Source organism: Micromonospora sp. WMMD737, assembly GCF_049179055.1.
GTDB classification, from domain to species: Bacteria; Actinomycetota; Actinomycetes; order Mycobacteriales; family Micromonosporaceae; genus Micromonospora; species Micromonospora reichwaldensis.
This window is the reverse complement of sequence record NZ_JBMHMH010000001.1, coordinates 909893-925436: the sequence shown is the minus strand read 5'-3', so window position 1 is coordinate 925436 and position 15544 is coordinate 909893. Positions and strand designations below refer to the sequence as shown.

The 15544-nt window shown below is 75.3% G+C and carries 15 protein-coding genes; 4 read left to right on the top strand and 11 right to left on the bottom strand.

Annotation, left to right across the window (positions count from 1 at the left end; translation table 11 throughout):
• The first annotated feature begins 55 nt into the window (after window positions 1–55).
• Together ACN27A_RS03365 and ACN27A_RS03360 are read left to right on the top strand one after the other, a co-directional pair.
• A complete protein-coding gene (locus tag ACN27A_RS03365) occupies window positions 56–1786 on the top strand; it encodes an ATP-binding cassette domain-containing protein (protein WP_421449721.1) in 1731 nt (576 codons plus the stop codon).
• Complete coding sequence (locus ACN27A_RS03360) at window positions 1783–3597, top strand: ATP-binding cassette domain-containing protein (RefSeq protein ID WP_421449719.1); 1815 nt, start codon at window positions 1783–1785, stop codon at window positions 3595–3597. The genes ACN27A_RS03365 and ACN27A_RS03360 overlap by 4 nt, the downstream gene beginning before the upstream one ends.
• A 24-nt stretch (window positions 3598–3621) precedes the next feature.
• Here ACN27A_RS03360 and ACN27A_RS03355 read toward each other — a convergent pair whose 3' ends face one another.
• The 7 genes from ACN27A_RS03355 to ACN27A_RS03325 form a co-directional block, all read right to left on the bottom strand.
• Window positions 3622–4200 carry a response regulator transcription factor gene (locus tag ACN27A_RS03355; protein ID WP_132237485.1) on the bottom strand — a complete coding sequence of 193 codons (579 nt, stop codon included), beginning with the start codon at window positions 4198–4200 and terminating at the stop codon, window positions 3622–3624.
• 220 nt (window positions 4201–4420) lie between these two features.
• Window positions 4421–5026, bottom strand: coding sequence for a response regulator transcription factor (locus tag ACN27A_RS03350; protein ID WP_421449717.1), 606 nt, complete (start codon window positions 5024–5026; stop codon window positions 4421–4423).
• 702 nt (window positions 5027–5728) lie between these two features.
• Window positions 5729–6679: a twin-arginine translocase subunit TatC gene (gene tatC, locus ACN27A_RS03345; RefSeq protein WP_421449716.1), complete on the bottom strand. Its 951-nt coding sequence runs from the start codon at window positions 6677–6679 to the stop codon at window positions 5729–5731.
• A gap of 16 nt (window positions 6680–6695) precedes the next feature.
• Window positions 6696–7049, bottom strand: a complete 354-nt coding sequence (gene tatA, locus ACN27A_RS03340; protein WP_421449714.1) for a Sec-independent protein translocase subunit TatA — start codon at window positions 7047–7049, stop codon at window positions 6696–6698.
• Between the two features lie 207 nt (window positions 7050–7256).
• Window positions 7257–7505 carry a DUF5320 domain-containing protein gene (locus tag ACN27A_RS03335; RefSeq protein WP_121398246.1) on the bottom strand — a complete coding sequence of 83 codons (249 nt, stop codon included), beginning with the start codon at window positions 7503–7505 and terminating at the stop codon, window positions 7257–7259.
• Between the two features lie 10 nt (window positions 7506–7515).
• The gene (locus tag ACN27A_RS03330) at window positions 7516–8580 is read right to left on the bottom strand and encodes a helix-turn-helix transcriptional regulator (RefSeq protein WP_421449712.1); all 1065 of its coding nucleotides are present in this window, start codon (window positions 8578–8580) and stop codon (window positions 7516–7518) included.
• A complete protein-coding gene (locus ACN27A_RS03325; RefSeq protein WP_421449710.1) occupies window positions 8577–9575 on the bottom strand; it encodes a helix-turn-helix transcriptional regulator in 999 nt (332 codons plus the stop codon). Before ACN27A_RS03325 ends, ACN27A_RS03330 begins: the two co-directional genes overlap by 4 nt.
• A 126-nt stretch (window positions 9576–9701) precedes the next feature.
• Here ACN27A_RS03325 and ACN27A_RS03320 point away from each other — a divergent pair, with 126 nt between their 5' ends.
• Both ACN27A_RS03320 and ACN27A_RS03315 read left to right on the top strand, forming a co-directional pair.
• Complete coding sequence (locus tag ACN27A_RS03320; RefSeq protein ID WP_421449708.1) at window positions 9702–10658, top strand: cation diffusion facilitator family transporter; 957 nt, start codon at window positions 9702–9704, stop codon at window positions 10656–10658.
• A 63-nt stretch (window positions 10659–10721) separates the two neighbouring features.
• The gene (locus ACN27A_RS03315; RefSeq protein ID WP_421449706.1) at window positions 10722–11807 is read left to right on the top strand and encodes a DUF3866 family protein; all 1086 of its coding nucleotides are present in this window, start codon (window positions 10722–10724) and stop codon (window positions 11805–11807) included.
• Between the two features lie 8 nt (window positions 11808–11815).
• Here the strand turns inward: ACN27A_RS03315 and ACN27A_RS03310 are convergent, their stop codons facing one another.
• The 4 genes from ACN27A_RS03310 to prcA all read right to left on the bottom strand — a co-directional run bounded on the left by ACN27A_RS03310 (window position 11816) and on the right by prcA (window position 15494).
• The gene (locus ACN27A_RS03310) at window positions 11816–12364 is read right to left on the bottom strand and encodes a carboxymuconolactone decarboxylase family protein (protein WP_327028278.1); all 549 of its coding nucleotides are present in this window, start codon (window positions 12362–12364) and stop codon (window positions 11816–11818) included.
• Window positions 12365–12597: 233 nt separating this feature from the next.
• Complete coding sequence (locus tag ACN27A_RS03305; RefSeq protein ID WP_151455848.1) at window positions 12598–12783, bottom strand: hypothetical protein; 186 nt, start codon at window positions 12781–12783, stop codon at window positions 12598–12600.
• Between the two features lie 62 nt (window positions 12784–12845).
• Complete coding sequence (gene pafA, locus ACN27A_RS03300; RefSeq protein WP_357881540.1) at window positions 12846–14204, bottom strand: Pup--protein ligase; 1359 nt, start codon at window positions 14202–14204, stop codon at window positions 12846–12848.
• Window positions 14205–14672: 468 nt separating this feature from the next.
• Window positions 14673–15494, bottom strand: a complete 822-nt coding sequence (gene prcA, locus ACN27A_RS03295) for a proteasome subunit alpha (protein ID WP_421449704.1) — start codon at window positions 15492–15494, stop codon at window positions 14673–14675.
• Window positions 15495–15544 lie beyond the last annotated feature (50 nt).

Here is a 15544-nt window from a genome sequence, read left to right as displayed (position 1 = left end):
GCCCTGGGCGGACGCCGTGTCCGCCCAGGGCCGCACGTCTTTCGCGGGAGAAGCCATGGGGACGCCGACCGGCACCGACCGGCTGCTGCGGCGGGTGGTCCGCGACGGCGGCGGGTGGACGGTCCTGCTCGGCGCGGTCTCGCTCACCGGCGCCGCCGCCGAACTCGCCCTGCCCGCCGCGCTCGGGCTCGCGGTCGACGCCGCCGTCGACGGCGACCCCGGCGTCTGGTGGCCGGCCGCCGCCTGCGGCCTGATCGCCGTCCTCATGGTCACCGACATCCTCGCCGACGTGGCCAGCGGGTACGGCGCGGCCCGGGCCACGGCGCGGCTGCGTCGGCGCCTGCTGCGGCACCTGTTCGCGTGCGACGTCCGCACCGTCCGGCGCCACCCGGTGGGCGACCTGGTCGGTCGACTCGTCGGGCAGGCCGCCGAGGCCGGGCAGGCCGGCACCGCCGTGGTGTTCGGCCTCGTCGCGCTGCTCCCCCCGGTCGGCAGCGTCGTGGCGCTCACCCTGCTCGAACCGCTGCTCGGCCTGACCCTCCTCGGCGGACTGGCCCTGCTCACGCTGCTCATGCGCGCCTTCGTCACCGACGCCTCCGCCGCCGTCGCCGGCTACCAGCGGGTGCTGGGGGACATCGCCGGGCGCCTGCTGGAGGCCCTCGGCGGCGCCCGCACCATCGCCGCCGCCGCGACCGTCGACCGGGAACGCGAGCGGGTGCTCGCGGCCCTGCCGGAACTGCGCGGGTACGGGCTGCTCAGCTGGCGGCTGCTGGCCAGGGCGAGCGCCCGCACCGCTGCCGTCGGCCCACTGCTCCAGGTGGCCGTCGTGGCCGTCGGCGGGTACGCGCTGACCGTCGGCTGGCTCTCCCCCGGCCAACTCGTCGCCGCCGTGCAGTACGCGGCCCTCGGCGCCGGACTGGGCGCGGTGCTGGCCACCCTGAACCGCCTCGTCCGCGCCCGCGCCGCGGCCGGCCGGATCGCCGAGCCGCTGGCCCACCCGGTACGCCCCGACGGCACCGAGCCGCTGCCGCCCGGCCGGGGAGAACTGCGGCTGCGCGGGGTGGGCGTACGCGCCGAGGACGGGCGGGCGGTCCTCGACGGGATCGACCTGACCGTCCCGGCGGGCGCCACGGTGGCCGTCGTCGGCCGCTCCGGCGCCGGCAAGTCGACCCTCGCCGCGGTGGCCGGCCGCCTGCACGACCCGGAGACCGGCGAGGTGCTGCTGGACGGGGTGCCGCTGCGCCGGCTCGACCCGTCCGCGCTGCGCCGGGCCGTCGGCCATGCCTTCGACCGACCCGTGCTGGTCGGCGAGACGGTGCACGACGCGATCGGGCTCGGGCTGCCCGCCGGCTCGGCGCGACCGCCCGCAGGCGCCGCCCCGGCCACCCCGGCGGTGTTGGCCGCGGCGCGGGCGGCGCAGGTCGCCGACGTCGTCGCCCGGCTGCCCGAGGGCTTCCGCACCCCGCTGGCGGACGCGCCGCTCTCCGGCGGCGAGGCGCAGCGCCTCGGGCTGGCCCGCGCGTTCCCCGCCGAGCGGCTGCTCGTCCTCGACGACGCCACGTCCAGCCTGGACACCGCCACCGAACACCGGATCGCCCGGGCGGTGGCGGCCGGCGCCGGCGGACGTACCCGACTCGTGGTGACCCACCGCGCGACGACGGCGGCGGCGGCCGACCTGGTGGCGTGGCTCGACGGCGGGCGGCTGCGGGCCGTGGCGCCGCACCGGCAACTCTGGGCCGACCCGGCCTACCGGGCGGTCTTCACGCCCGGTGGAGACGCCCGATGAGCGGCCCCGGCGTACGCCGCAGCACCTGGGCGGCACTGCGGGCCCGCCGCCGGGCCCTGGGCCGGCTGGCCGCCTGGTCGGCGGTGGAGGCCCTGCCGGCGCTGCTCGGCGGGGTGCTCGTGGCCCGCGCCGTCGACAGGGGTTTCCTGGCCGGTGAGTTCGGCACCGGCCTGGCCTGGCTGGCCGGGCTCGCCGCGGCCGTGCTGGTGGGCGCGGCGGCCACCGGGCAGGTGTACCGCAGCCTCGGGGCCGTGGTGGAACCGTTCCGCGACGAGTTGGCCGCCCGGGTGGTGCGGGGGGCCCTGCACGACGCCACCCGGGCCGGCGGCCGGGCGGACAGCGCCACCGTGGCCCGGCTGACCCACCAGGTCGAGGTGGTCCGGGACACCTTCGGCGGGCTGCTGCTGGTGGTCCGCGGGTTCCTGTTCACCGCCGGCGCGGCGCTGCTCGGCCTGCTCGCCCTGGCCCCGCCGCTGGCCGGTGCGGTGGCCGCCCCGCTGGTGGTGGGGCTGGCCGTGTTCGGGGCGTCGCTGCCGGCCATGGTGGCGCACCAGCGGGCCCAGGTGACCGCCGGCGAGCGACTCGGCCGCTCGGCGGCGTCGGCGCTGGCCGGGCACCGCGACGTCGTCGCCTGCGGCGCGCAGGAGCGCGTGGTGTCCGACGTGGACCAGCGGGTCACGGCGCAGGCCGACGCGGAGCGGACCCTCGCGCGGATGGCGGCGCTGCGCAGCCTCAGCCTCGGCGTGGGCGGCTGGCTGCCCGTGGCGGTGCTGGTGCTGGCCGCGCCGTGGCTGGTCCGGCAAGGGCTGAGCGCCGGCGCCGTGCTGGGCGCGCTCGTCTACGTCACCACCGGGCTGCAACCCGCCCTGCACGCGGTCGTGCAGGGCGTCGGTGGCGGCGGCCTGCGCTACGCCGTCACCCTGGGCCGCATCCTGCGCACCAGCCCGCCCCCGGGGCCCGACCTCCCGCCGCCCGCCGCCCCACCGTCGCACCCCGCCGCCGTCCCGGCGCCCCCGGTCCCCGCCGGCCCGGCGGGTCCCCCACCGGCCGCCGCCGAGGGCGTTCCGCCGGCGATCGCGCTGCGGGGGCTGACCTTCCGGTACGGCCCGCACGCCCGCCCCGTCCTGGCGGACCTCACCCTGACGGTGGCGGCCGGCGACCATCTGGCCGTGGTGGGGCCGAGCGGCGCCGGCAAGTCCACCCTGGCCGCGCTGGTCGCCGGGCTGGCGTCACCGGAGTCGGGCACGGTCCACCTGGCCGGCGTACCGGTCGACGGCACGCCGCCGGAGGCGCTGGCCCGGCTGCGGGTGCTGGTGCCGCAGGAGGCGTACGTGCGCACCGGTTCCGTCGGCGACAACCTCCGCTATCTGCACGCCGACGTCGACGACGCGACGGTCCTGGCCGCCGTACGCACCCTCGGCGCCGGTCCCCTGGTGGCCCGCCTCGGCGGCCTGGACGCCGAACTCGACCCCGCCGCCCTCTCCGCCGGGGAGCGTCAACTCGTCGCCGCGGTCCGGGCCTACCTCGCCCCGGCGCCGCTGGTCATCCTCGACGAGGCGACGTGTCACCTGGACCCGACCCTGGAGGCGACCGTCGAGCACGCCTTCGCCCGCCGGGGCGGCACCCTGGTGGTGATCGCGCACCGGATCAGCTCGGCGACCCGGGCGCGGCGGGTGCTGGTGTTCGACGGCGACCGGCCGCTCGTCGGCAGCCACGACGACCTGCTGACCCGCTCGACCACCTACCGCGAGCTGGTCGGGCACTGGGAGGACGTGACGCCGCCGGAGCGCGTGCCGCTCGGCCGGCCCTGACGGTCCCGGGGCCGGCGCCCGTCGTCAGATCCAGCCGGCCTCGCGGGCGACCCGCACCGCCTCCACCCTCGTGCGCGCGCCCGCCTTGCGGGCGATCCGGCCGAGGTGGTTGCGCACGGTCCCCGGGGCGAGCCCGAGCGCCCGGGCGACCTCCACGACCGGCGCCCCGGCCGCGGTCAGGTCGAGGATCTCCGTCTCCCGCGAGGTGAGCGGGCTGTCCCGGCTCAGTGCCGCCATCACCAGGTCGGCGTCGACCACCGACTCGCGGCGGGCTAGCCGCCGGATGCCGTCCAGCACCCGGTGCGGGGAGACGTCGGCGCCGAGGATCCCGACGCTGCGCCCCGGCACGAAGACCCGGTGCAGGCTGCGCGCCCGCCGACGGTCGGCGAGCACCAGCAACGGGCAGTGCCCCGCCACGCCCGTGTCGCCGATGAGGTCGAGGTCCACGACCGCCACGTCGGGACGCTGCGTCCGGACCGCCGGTGGCAGGGCGTCGCCCCGGTCCAGTTCCGCCACCACGCTGATGTCCGCCTCGGCGGCGAGCACGAGCGACAGGGCGCCACGGACCAGGGCGCCGTCGAGAGCGAGCAGGGTACGGATCACCGTTGACCCCTCCGGAGCGTCGTCAGACAGATCACGGACCGTCAGAATTCAAACACGTCCCGCCAGATTCCGCTCGGCGGGCGACCCGCCGCCGTCTGGGCGGTATCCGGCGGGCGACCGCCGTCGTCCAGGCCGTATCCGGCGGGCGACCCGCCACCGTCCAGGCTGGACGGGGGGCGGAACGGCGTTGGCGCGCCCCGGCCCGGGCGGGGCCGGCCCGCTACATCCAGCCGTCGCGGCGGGCGCGCCACACCGCCTCCATCCGGTTGCGGGCACCGGTCTTGCGCATGATCGCCGACAGGTGGTTGCGTACGGTCCCGTGCGCCAGGTAGAGCCGGCGGGCGATCTCCTTGAGCGGCAGTCCCTCCGCGGCCACCCGCAGCACCTCCACCTCCCGGCGCGTCAGCGGGCTCGACGCGGGGCGCAGCGCCGTCACGGCGGCGGCGGCGTCGATGACCTTCCCCCCGCCGGCGAGTTCCCGGACGGCGTCGACGAGCGCCTCCAGGGACGCGTCCTTGCCCACCAGGCCCCGTACGCCGGCGGCCAACAGGTCCCCGACGATCCGCTGGCTCCACCGGCGGCCCATGGCCAGCACGGCGGTGTCGGGCATCGCCCCGGTGATCTCGGCGACGACCTCGACCGGGTGCGGGGCGTCCGGCGCCAGGTCCACCAGCACCACGTCCGGCCGGTGCCGGCGTACCAGGGCGGGCAGCTCCGTCACCCCGGTCACCTCGGCGACGACCTCGATGTCCTCCTCGCTCGACAGTGCCGCGCACAGCGCGGTGCGCAGCAGGCCCATCTCCTCGACAACGACGACGCGGATCAACGGGTGGCTCCGATCTGGGGGTGCGGGGGCGGCGGGCGGTCCCGTTGACGGGACTACGCGGGCCGGACGGACGGAACGACTGGATCATCAAGCGCGACAACGACGACCGACGGTCAGGGGCATCCGGGTGGCCCGGCGCGGCGCGCAACGGCCGGAGGGACCGGACGAGCGCGCGGGCGGGCCCGCCGGGACTCAGCCAGGGCGGGCACTCACCCCGGGAGAGCGGTCACCCGGGGCGGCCGGCGCGGGTGGCGGCCCGCCGTCGGTCCCTGTCGGAAGGGCCGCGCCGGCGCGGTGCCCGGCCGGCGCCGGGGCGCGGCCGTGCGCGGCAGCCGGGACGCGGCCGTGCGCGGCAGCCGGGACGGCGGCTCCCCGCCGTACGACGGGCCGGGCGACGGGCACCCTGGGCCGCCGCAGCGGGGAGGCGGCCTCCCTCCCGGGGACGGCTGGACGACCACACGTCGGGCGACGCACTGGACAGCGACCTCCCTCGTCGGACACGTCGACACATCGTAAAGATCTGCTTACCCGATTGCAGCTCGTGGATGCCTCGTGACGGATTGCCGACTGGGTGCTGACGGCTGACGCGCCGTGCGTTAGGGGCCCGCCCGCGATGTGCCGTACGCACCGGGGCGGCAACGGAACAAGCCCCCCGATGAAGGAGGGCTTGTGTCCGTTCGTGATCGGGGAACGACCGGCCGGTCAGGTCATGTCGTCGTAGCGGCGCTCGATCGGCGCCGGCGCGGCGACCGGCTCGGGGGCCGCGATCGGCGCGCTGGCGTCCACCCGCTGCCCGGCTTCCACCGGCTCGGGGTCGAACTCCAGCGGCGACACCTCGTCGTCGCCGACGCCCGCGTAGACCTCCTTGCCACGTCCCTTGCGCTTGTCGTTGAGGAACGCCACCCCGACGGCGACGAAATAGAGCAGCGACAGGCAGAGCGCCAGCAGGGTCATGCCGAACGGCCCGGGGTCGGGGGTGGCGATCGCCGCGAACGCGAAGCAGATGAAGACCACGGCCCGCCACCAGCTGAGCAGCCGGCGGGCGCTCACCACCCCGGTGAAGTTGAGCATCAGCAGGGTGAGCGGGAACTCGAACGCGACCCCGAAGAGCAGGATCATGTTGGTGACGAACGAGATGTAGCGGGTCACCTCGAGCTGCGAGTCGGTGCCGGTGACGCCGGCCTCCAGCAGGAAGGCCAGACCCTTGTCCACCACGAAGAAGGCCAGCACCGCGCCGGCGGCGAACAGGGGCGCCGCGATAGCCACGAAGACGTACGCCCACTTGCGCTCGTGCCGGTGCAGGCCCGGCGCGATGAACGCCCAGAGCTGGTAGAGCCAGACCGGCGCTCCGATGATCAAACCGATCCAGAGCGCCAGCTTCAGCTTGAGGACGAAGCCGTCGGTCGGTGCGAGCTGCAGGAAGTTCTGGCACTCACCGTCGACGATCATGCCGGGCAGCCGGCAGTACGGCTGCTTGAGCAGGTCGAACGCCGGCTGGGCGAGCAGGAAGCCGATGATCAGCCCGAACGCGATAGCCAGGGAGGCGCGGAACAGCCGGTTGCGCAGCTCGCGGATGTGCTCGATGAGCGTCATCGAGCCGTCGGCGGCCCGCTCGAAGTTGCTCGGACCACGCTTCTTGAGGGCGAAGGCCACGGGTCGGGCCCTTCGGTCAGTTGTCGCGGACGCGCTGCACCGGGTCGTTGACCGGGGGTGCGTACGGCTGCTGCTGCGGGGCGACGTGCGGCTGCTGACCGGCGGGAGGCGGCGCGTACGGCTGGCCGGCGGGCGGCGGCGCGTACGGCTGGCCCTGGACGGTCTGCGGCGGGAGCGGCTGGTAGCCGGACTGCGCGTCGGCCTTCTCGGCGAGATCGCGGTCGTCGTCGTGCAGGCTCTTGGTCTCGGCCTTGATGATCCGCAGCGAACGGCCCAGCGAACGGGCCGCGTCCGGGAGCCGCTTCGCGCCGAAGAGCAGGATCAGCACGACCACGAGTACGGCGATGTGCCACGGCTTGAGGGCACCCATGGGAAGCTCCAGTCGCTCTGTGTCGTCGTGAGGGGTGTACCGCAGCCCATCGTACGTCCGTCGACGGCCGCTGCCACCCGCCGGGTGGTGGTGGTTCGTCCCGGCCGGTGAAGTCTTGACCAACGCGGGACGTCCCGTCAACCATCTGCCGCAGGATCGTTCCTGCGTGAACCGGAGCGGTTCGCGCAGGAACCGGGCACCGATCGATCAACCGCCGCGTTTCGCCTTGATCACGGCCAGCCGCCGCTGGGTGGTGTCGAGCTGCTCCTGGAGAGCCTCCGCCCGCGCCTGGAGGGTCTCGGCGGTCTCCCGCAGCGCCTCCGCCTCGGTCGCCCGGCGTTGCAGGGCGACGGCCGCGCGACGCAGCCGGGGCAGCCGCGCCAGCACCGGCCGCAGGGCCAGGGCGAACACGACGAGCGCGAACAGCACCACCGCGAGCACGATCCACTTCACCACGGCGGCCAGCCTACTGCGTGCCCGCGGTGACCGCCGGGTCGGCCGGGGAGACCGCCCGCGCCGGGTCCGGCCCGCCGACGGGCACGGGTGGCGCGGCCGGCACCGGCGAGGCGTACGCGTCGAGGGCGGATACCGCCGCGGCCCGCACCTGCTCGGCCAGCTCGACCGGGGCGACCACCGCCACGTCCGGGCCCAGGCCCAGCACGAACCGGCGGGCCCAGCCCAGGTCGGTGACGCGCAACGACACCAGCCACTGGTCGCCGCCGCCGGCCTCGACCCGCTCGCACGGGTAGTACTCGGTCAGCCACCGCTCGCCCCGACCGATCCGCAGGGTGATCAGCGGCAGGTCCGGCGACGGGCGGAACACGCCCTCCGTGAGGTCGTGCGGGCGGGCCTGCGGCGGCACGACCGCCCGCTCCTCCAACTCGGCGACGGCATCGATGCGGTCGGCCCGGAACAGCCGCACCGCCTCCGCCCGGCGGCACCACGCCTCCACGTAGGCCCGCCCGCCGACCATCAGCATCCGCAGCGGGTCGACGACGCGGTCGGTGGTCTCGTCCCGCGCGGCCGTGTAGTAGGTGATGCGCAGTGCCCGACCGCTCTCCACGGCCGTCCGCAGCTCCGCCACCCGCCGGGTGTCGGCGGGCAGCCGGACCTCGACCGGCGCCGCCACCAGGTCGCCGGCAGCGTGCTCGATCTTCGCGAGGGCCCGCTCGACGGCCTCCCGGTTGGTCACTCCGGGCGTCTCGGCGAGCATCCGCAGCGCCACCACCAACGCGAGGGCCTCGTCGGGGGTGAGCCGCAGCGGCCGGTCGATGCCGGCGTCGTAGGTGATCGTCACCCGGTCGCCGTCGAAAGCCATGTCGATCAGGTCACCGGGGCCGTAACCGGGCAACCCGCACACCCACAGCAGCTCCAGGTCCTCGCGCAGCTGCCGCTCGGTGACGCCCAGGTCCCCGGCCGCCTCGGCGAGCTCGATGCCGGGCCGGGCCAGCAGGTAGGGCACCAGGTTCAGCAGCCGGGCCAGCCGGTCGGCCGACGCGCGGGAGCCGCCCCGGGCGGCGGGCCGGGTCACCGGACACCCCCGGCGACCGCGAGGTCGTCGTGCCGGGCGGCGATCTCCTTGAGCCGCTGGATCACCGCGTCGCGCACCTCCGGCGGATCGAGGACCCGCACGTCCGGGCCGTAGCCGACGAGCTGACCCGCGAGGACGTCCGCGTCGGCGTAGGGCAGGACGAGCCGGTCGCCCTCCGGGCAGGCGGTGACGTCGACGGCCCAGCGGCGCAGCCCGGCGGCGCGTCCGGCGGCGACCAGCACGGTGGCCCGCCCGGTGCGCTCCGCCGGCCCCGACCAGCGGGCCACGTGGCTGATCAGGTCGACCCCGGCCGGCGGCTCGTAACCTCCGGGAGCGCCGGTAGACCGGACCGCGCCGACCACCCGGGACAGCCGGAAGCAACGGGTCGCCTCACGGTCGAGGTCGTGCCCGACCACGTACCAGCGGCCCCGCCAGCAGACCACGCCCCACGGCTGCAGGCGGCGGCGGGTCGAGTCGTCGCGGTCGGGCACCCGGTAGTCGAAGCTGACCTCGCGCCGGTCCCGGGCCGCGGCGGTGAGCGGCGCGAACGCCGGGTCCACCGTGACCATCGGCTCCAGGCCCAGCGTGGCCTGCGGGTCCACGTCGACGCCGGCGGCGCGCAGCTTCGCCAGCCCGGAGGAGGCGGCGGCGGCCAGGCCCGCGTGCTGCCACAGCCGGGCGGCGATGCCGACCGCGGCGGCCTCGTCCGGTTCGAGGGGGATGTCGGGCAGCGCGTACTCCCGGTGGGCGATCCGGTAGCCGGGCTCCGCGTCGAAGACGCTCGCCGTCCCGGTCTCCAGCGGCACGCCCAGCTCGCGCAGCTCGGCCTTGTCCCGCTCGAACTTGCGCTGGAAGGCCTCGTGGTCACGCGCGTCGTCCGGATCGTGCTCGTAGCCGGGCACGGTCGCGGCGATCTGCGCGGCGGTCAGGAACCGCCGCGTGGACAGCAGGCAGATAACCAGGTTGACCAGGCGTTCGGTGCGGGTCCGCGACACGCGGTAGACGCTAGCAGCCCACCCGCCGCGCCCGTGCACCCACGCGGGCAGGACGTGCCCCGCGTCGCGCCCGGCCGGTTCACCGGTCGCCGGGCGGGCGGCCACCGACGACCCTACAGTGACGTGGTGGCCCAGCCGGAGGTCGGGACCGAGAGCGTCGCCACCGTCGTGGTGGCGGGGGCCGCCAACCTCGCCATCGCGGTGGCCAAGCTCATCGCCGGGGTGATCTCCGGGTCGGCGGCGATGCTCTCCGAGGCCGTGCACTCCGTCGCCGACACCACCACCGAGGTGCTGCTGTACCTCGCGTTGCGCCGCGGGGCGCGGCCCGCCGACGCCCGGCACCCGTTCGGGTACGGCAAGGAGAGCTACGTCTGGGCGTTCCTCGCGGCGCTGTTCACGTTCGTCGCCGGCGCCGGCTTCGCGATCACCCACGGCGTCACCACCATCCTGGTGCACGAGCACAGCGGCGAGTACCTGGTCACCTACATCGTGTTGGCGGTGTCGTTCGCCATCGAGTCGGTCTCCCTGGCCCGCGCCGTGCACCAGGTCCGCGCCGAGTCCCGGCGCTGGCGCACCACGCCGCGCCGGTTCCTGCACCTGACCTCCGACACCCCCCTGAAGGCGGTGTTCCTGGAGGACAGCGCCGCCCTGATCGGGCTGGTGCTGGCCGCCGCAGGGGTGGCCCTGTCCCAGCTCACCGGGGACGAGTTCTGGGACGGCGCCGCCTCCGTCCTGATCGGCGTGCTGCTGCTCGTGGTGGCCGCCGTCCTGGCACACAGCAACATCTCGCTGCTGGTCGGCCGCTCCGTACCGGAACGGCTGCGCGGCGAAATCACCGAGGCACTGGCCGCCCTGCCCGCCGTGCGGCGCATCGACACGCTGCTGACGATGCAGCTCGGCCCGAGCGACGTCCTGGTCGCCGCGAAGGTGGACTTCGACGACGACGCGAGCGGCGCGACCATCGAGGACGCCGCCGACCAGGCCGAGCGGCGCCTCACCGCCCGTTACCCACAGATCCGGTACGTCTTCCTCGACCCCACCCGCACCGGCGACGCCCCGCAACCCGGCGGCCCCGACGGCTGACCGCCGACCCGCCGCACCGCCCCGGGCGCGCCCGCCGCGGACGGCGACGCTAGCGTGCCGGGCATGGTGCGATGGCGGTCGGGAACGGTGACGGCGCTGCGGCGGCAGTGGACCGGGGCGGTGGAACTGGACGTCGACCTGCCCGACGGCGGCACCGTACGTGCCCTGGCCTATCCCGCGCTCGTCGGGCGGCCCGAGCCCGGCGACCGGGTGCTGCTCAACGCCGGCGCGCTGCTGATGGGCCTCGGCACCGGCGGATACGCCCTGGTCGTGGCGCTGCCCGACCGGCTGCCCCCGGACCCGCCGCAGGCCCTCGACAGCCGCGACGCCGGCCACCTCGTCAAGGCCCGCTACACCCCGCTGCAGCCGATCCTGCTCGGCGTCGACGAGGAGGCGTCCCCGCACCGGGCGGTCATGGAGGCCGCCGACGACCTGGCCGGCCTGCCCGTCGTCACCGCCGACCTGCACTCCGCGCTGCCGGCCGTCCTGGCCGGCATCCACGCCGACGCCCCCGCCACCCGGGTCGCGTACCTGCTGACCGACGGCGGGGCGCTGCCGGCCTGGTTCTCCCGCACCCTCGCCGCGCTGGGCGACCACCTCGTCGGCACGGTCACCGTCGGCCAGGCGTTCGGCGGGGACCTGGAGGCGAGCACCGTGCACAGCGGGCTGCTGGCCGCCCGGCACGTGCTGCGCGCCGACGTGGCGATCGTCGCCCAGGGACCGGGCAACCTGGGCACCGGCACCCGGTGGGGCTTCTCCGGGGTGGCCGTCGGGGAGGCCGTCAATGCCGTCGCCACGCTGGGCGGGCGCCCGGTCGGGTCGCTGCGGATCTCCGACGCCGACCCCCGGCCCCGCCACCGGGGCGTGTCGCACCACAGCCTCACCGCGTACGGCCGGGTGGCCCTCGCCCCCGCCGAGCTGGTCGTGCCCGACGGCCTGGCCCCGGCGCTGGCCGGCGAGGTGGACGCGGCGCTGGCGCCCCTCACGGCGCGGCACACCGTCGTCCGGGTCCCGACCGACGGGCTGGACGCCGCGCTGCGGGACACCCCGGTGACGCTGTCCACCATGGGTCGGGGCCTCGACGCCGACCACGCCTACTTCCTGGCCGCCGCCGCGGCCGGCCGGCACGCCGCGCGCCTGCTGTCCTGACCCGCCGGTCAGCTCGCCCCGTAGCCGTACCGCACGATGCGCTCCGCGGCCATCTCGTACACGGCCGGGTCCTCCGGGGCCAGCGTGCCCAGCCCGTCCACGTACCGGTTGAACATGCAGAACGCCGCCGCGATCAGGACCGTGTCGTGGATCTCCAGATCCGTCGCGCCGGCGCCCCGGGCGACCTTGACCAGGTCCGCCGTCACCTCCCGGCCACTGCGCTGCACGGCACCGGCGATGTCCAGCAACGCCCGCAGCTTCTCGCTGACCTCGGCGGCCGCCGGATCGGCACGGACCTGCTCCACCAGCCGCATGCCCGAGGGCAGCTGCGCCGCCGCGAACGCAGAGTGCGAGGCACAGCAGAAGTTGCAATCGTTGAGCCCCGACACGTACGCCGCGATCAGCTCCCGCTCCCCCGCCGTCAGCGTGGGGTGCGGAGCGCGCAGCAGCGCCTCCGCCAGCTCGCCGAGCGGCTTGGCCGTCTCGGGACGGAACCGCAGCGGGCCGTTGATGCCCGGATGCTCCCGCTCGTCGAGGCCGAGGTCGATGTGTGCCATACGGTCACCCTCCCTGCCGCGACCACGCAGCGCGCGTGGCCCGTCACCGACAATGCCGAACGGGCACGACGGTTCCAGCTCAGCCGGGACGGCACAACTTCCAGAGTGCGGCGTCGCCCATGGCCTCGGCGGCGGCCGGACGCACCGCTTCGTGGCCGCCGGGGAGACCCGGTTCGGTGTCCAGCGGGAAAGCCGACCCGGCTCGTGGCGTCCGTCCGCGCCGCCGGGCGAGGTCAGACCAGGAAGATGAGGGCGAGCCAGGCGCCCACGATCAGCACCAGCGCGAGCGCCAGCACCCAGGTGGGCACCGTGTACTCTCCGCGCCGGTTGCGCTCGATCTCGGCGCGGATCTTCTCGCGGCGGCGCTCGGCCCAGTTCTGTCGCTGCTGGCCGCGCTCGGGGGGTTCGGAAGTCGTCATGGCGCGGTCAGCCTACCGGCCCGGACGGCCCGGACGGCGATCGCCACCGCACCGGGCCGGCGTCACATGCTGGCGATCAGCCGTTCCACCCGCTCGTCGTACGCCCGGAACGGGTCCTTGCAGAGCACCGTGCGCTGCGCCTGGTCGTTGAGCTTGAGGTGCACCCAGTCGACGGTGAAGTCGCGCCGCTTCTCCTGGGCGTGCCGGATGAACTCCCCGCGCAGCCGGGCCCGGGTCGTCTGCGGCGGGGTCTCCTTGGCCTCGAAGATCTCCGGATCGGTCGCCACCCGGTCCACCTCGCCGCGCCGCTCCAGCAGCCCGTAGAGGCCCCGACCCCGGCGCAGGTCGTGGTAGGCCAGATCCATCTGGGCCACCCGCGGGTGCGACAGCGGCAGGTCGTGCTTGCGCTGGTAGCGCTCGATGAGCCGCAGCTTGGTCACCCAGTCGATCTCCCGCGACACCGGTTCCAGGTCGCCGGTCTCCACCGCGCGCAGCACCCGGCCCCACAGCTCCACCACCCGCTTGGCGGTCTGGTCGCCGCCGCGCCGCTCCACGAACTCGGTCGCCTTGGCCAGGTATTCCTGCTGGATCTCCAGCGCGCTGACCTCCTTGCCGGAGGAGAGCCGCACCTTGCGGCGGCCGGTGATGTCGTGCGACACCTCGCGGATCGCCCGGATCGGGTTCTCCAGCGTCAGGTCGCGCATCACCACCCCGGCCTCGATCATCCGCAGCACGATGTCGGCGGTGCCGACCTTCAGCAGGGTGGTGACCTCGTTCATGTTGGAGTCGCCGACGATGACGTGCAGCCGCCGGTAGCGCTCCGCGTCCGCGTGCGGCTCGTCGCGGGTGTTGATGATCGGCCGGCTCCGGGTCGTCGCCGACGAGACGCCCTCCCAGATGTGCTCGGCCCGCTGCGAGAGGCAGTAGACCGCCCCGCGCGGCGTCTGCAGCACCTTGCCCGCCCCGCAGATCAACTGCCGGGTGACCAGGAACGGGATCAGCACGTCGGCCAGCCGGCCGAACTCCCCGTGCCGCGACACCAGGTAGTTCTCGTGGCAGCCGTACGAGTTGCCGGCCGAGTCGGTGTTGTTCTTGAACAGGTAGATCTCGCCCGCGATGCCCTCGTCGTGCAGCCGCTTCTCCGCGTCGACGAGCAGACCCTCCAGGATCCGCTCGCCGGCCCGGTCGTGCGCGACCAGGTCCACCACCGAGTCGCACTCCGGGGTGGCGTACTCCGGGTGCGAGCCGACGTCCAGGTAGAGCCGGGCGCCGTTGCGCAGGAAAACGTTGCTCGACCGGCCCCACGACACCACACGGCGGAAGAGGTACCGGGCGACCTCGTCAGGGGACAGCCGCCGCTGCCCGCGATAGGTGCAGGTGACGCCGTACTCGGTCTCGAGGCCGAAGATTCGCCGCTCCATGATGAGACATTAGCCGCCCGAGGCCCCAGATGGGCAGCGCACACCGTGCCGGTCTCACACGGGATCGGTGACGGTCGACCCAGGGCACCGCAGCGCCGGTCCCGGCGGGCGCACGGCGGCCACGGCCGCTCGTCCGTACGCCTGCGGGTCGGATGCGGCGCGCCACCCACGCCGCACTTCCGCGCGAGGCGTCCCGGTTGGACGCTCCGCGCCATGGATCCGCGACGGGCGGGCAAGGTCCTGCACGGCGGCGGCGAAGGCCCCTGAGACGCCCGAGAGCGTGGGCGACGACCCTTGAGGCGGCCGGGAACAGTGGCGGCGGGCGCGGTGGGGTTGTACGACGGCTTCGGCGGCGCGCAGCCGTACGGCAACTCGGCGCGCGGGCCCCTGCCGACCCGCAGCCATAGCGGGCCCCGGGCTGGGCGGTCGGGCGTGTCCACGCCCGACCGCCCAGCCGGGACGTGCCCACTACGCCTCGGTGGTGTCCCGGCCCTCCAGGTCCGCCGAGCCGGCCGACGTGGTGGGCTTCTTCGCCTCCTCGGTCGGCGAGGTCGGCGTCTCCGGGCGGGCCGACACCGGCTCCTCGGCCTTGTCGCCGTCGAGCAGCGCGGTCAGCGCGGCCCCGGTGATCCGGCGGAACGTCCGCCCCACCCGGCGGCGGTCCAGGACCGCCACCTCCAACTGGTTGGCGGCGATGGTCCGGGCGGCGCCGCCCTCTCCCCCGACGCTGCTCAGGGCCTGCACCGCGACCTTGACCGCCTCGCCCAGCGACATGTCCGGACGGTGGTGGGACTTCAGCACGCCGGTGATGGCCTCGGCCTGCCCGCCCATCGCCATCCGGCCGGGCTCGTCGTTGACGGATCCGTCGTAGGTGAGCCGGTAGAGCTCGTCGTCCTCGGCGGTGGTGCCGACCTCGGCCACGCAGATCTCCACCTCGAACGGCTTCGACTGCTCGGTGAAGATGGCACCCAGGGTCTGCGCGAAGGCGTTCGCCAGGGCCCGGCCCGTGACGTCACGCCGGTCGTAGCTGAGGCCGTTCAGGTCGGCCATCCGCACGCCGGCGCGGCGCAGGTTCTCGAACTCGTTGTAGCGGCCGACGGCGGCGAAGCCGATCCGGTCGTAGATCTCACTGACCTTGTGCAGGGCGCTGGAGAGGTTCTCGGCGACGAAGAGCACCCCGCCCTCGTAGCTCAGGACCACCGCGCTGCGGCCCCGGGCGATGCCCTTGCGGGCCAGCTCGGAGCGGTCGCGCATGATCTGCTCGGGCGAGGCGTAGAACTGCATGGCCACGGCGGCGGTTCTCCTTAGGGCGCTGTGCTGACGGCTGCTGACTGGTACGG

Coding starts and splice junctions, on each gene's coding strand:
- ACN27A_RS03360 (WP_421449719.1), top strand. CDS start 1,783: ATGAGCGGCCCCGGCGTACGCCGCAGCACCTGGGCGGCACTGCGGGCC.
- ACN27A_RS03365 (WP_421449721.1), top strand. CDS start 56: ATGGGGACGCCGACCGGCACCGACCGGCTGCTGCGGCGGGTGGTCCGC.
- ACN27A_RS03310 (WP_327028278.1), bottom strand. CDS start 12,364: ATGGCACACATCGACCTCGGCCTCGACGAGCGGGAGCATCCGGGCATC.
- pafA (WP_357881540.1), bottom strand. CDS start 14,204: ATGGAGCGGCGAATCTTCGGCCTCGAGACCGAGTACGGCGTCACCTGC.
- ACN27A_RS03315 (WP_421449706.1), top strand. CDS start 10,722: ATGGTGCGATGGCGGTCGGGAACGGTGACGGCGCTGCGGCGGCAGTGG.
- tatA (WP_421449714.1), bottom strand. CDS start 7,049: ATGGGTGCCCTCAAGCCGTGGCACATCGCCGTACTCGTGGTCGTGCTG.
- ACN27A_RS03305 (WP_151455848.1), bottom strand. CDS start 12,783: ATGACGACTTCCGAACCCCCCGAGCGCGGCCAGCAGCGACAGAACTGG.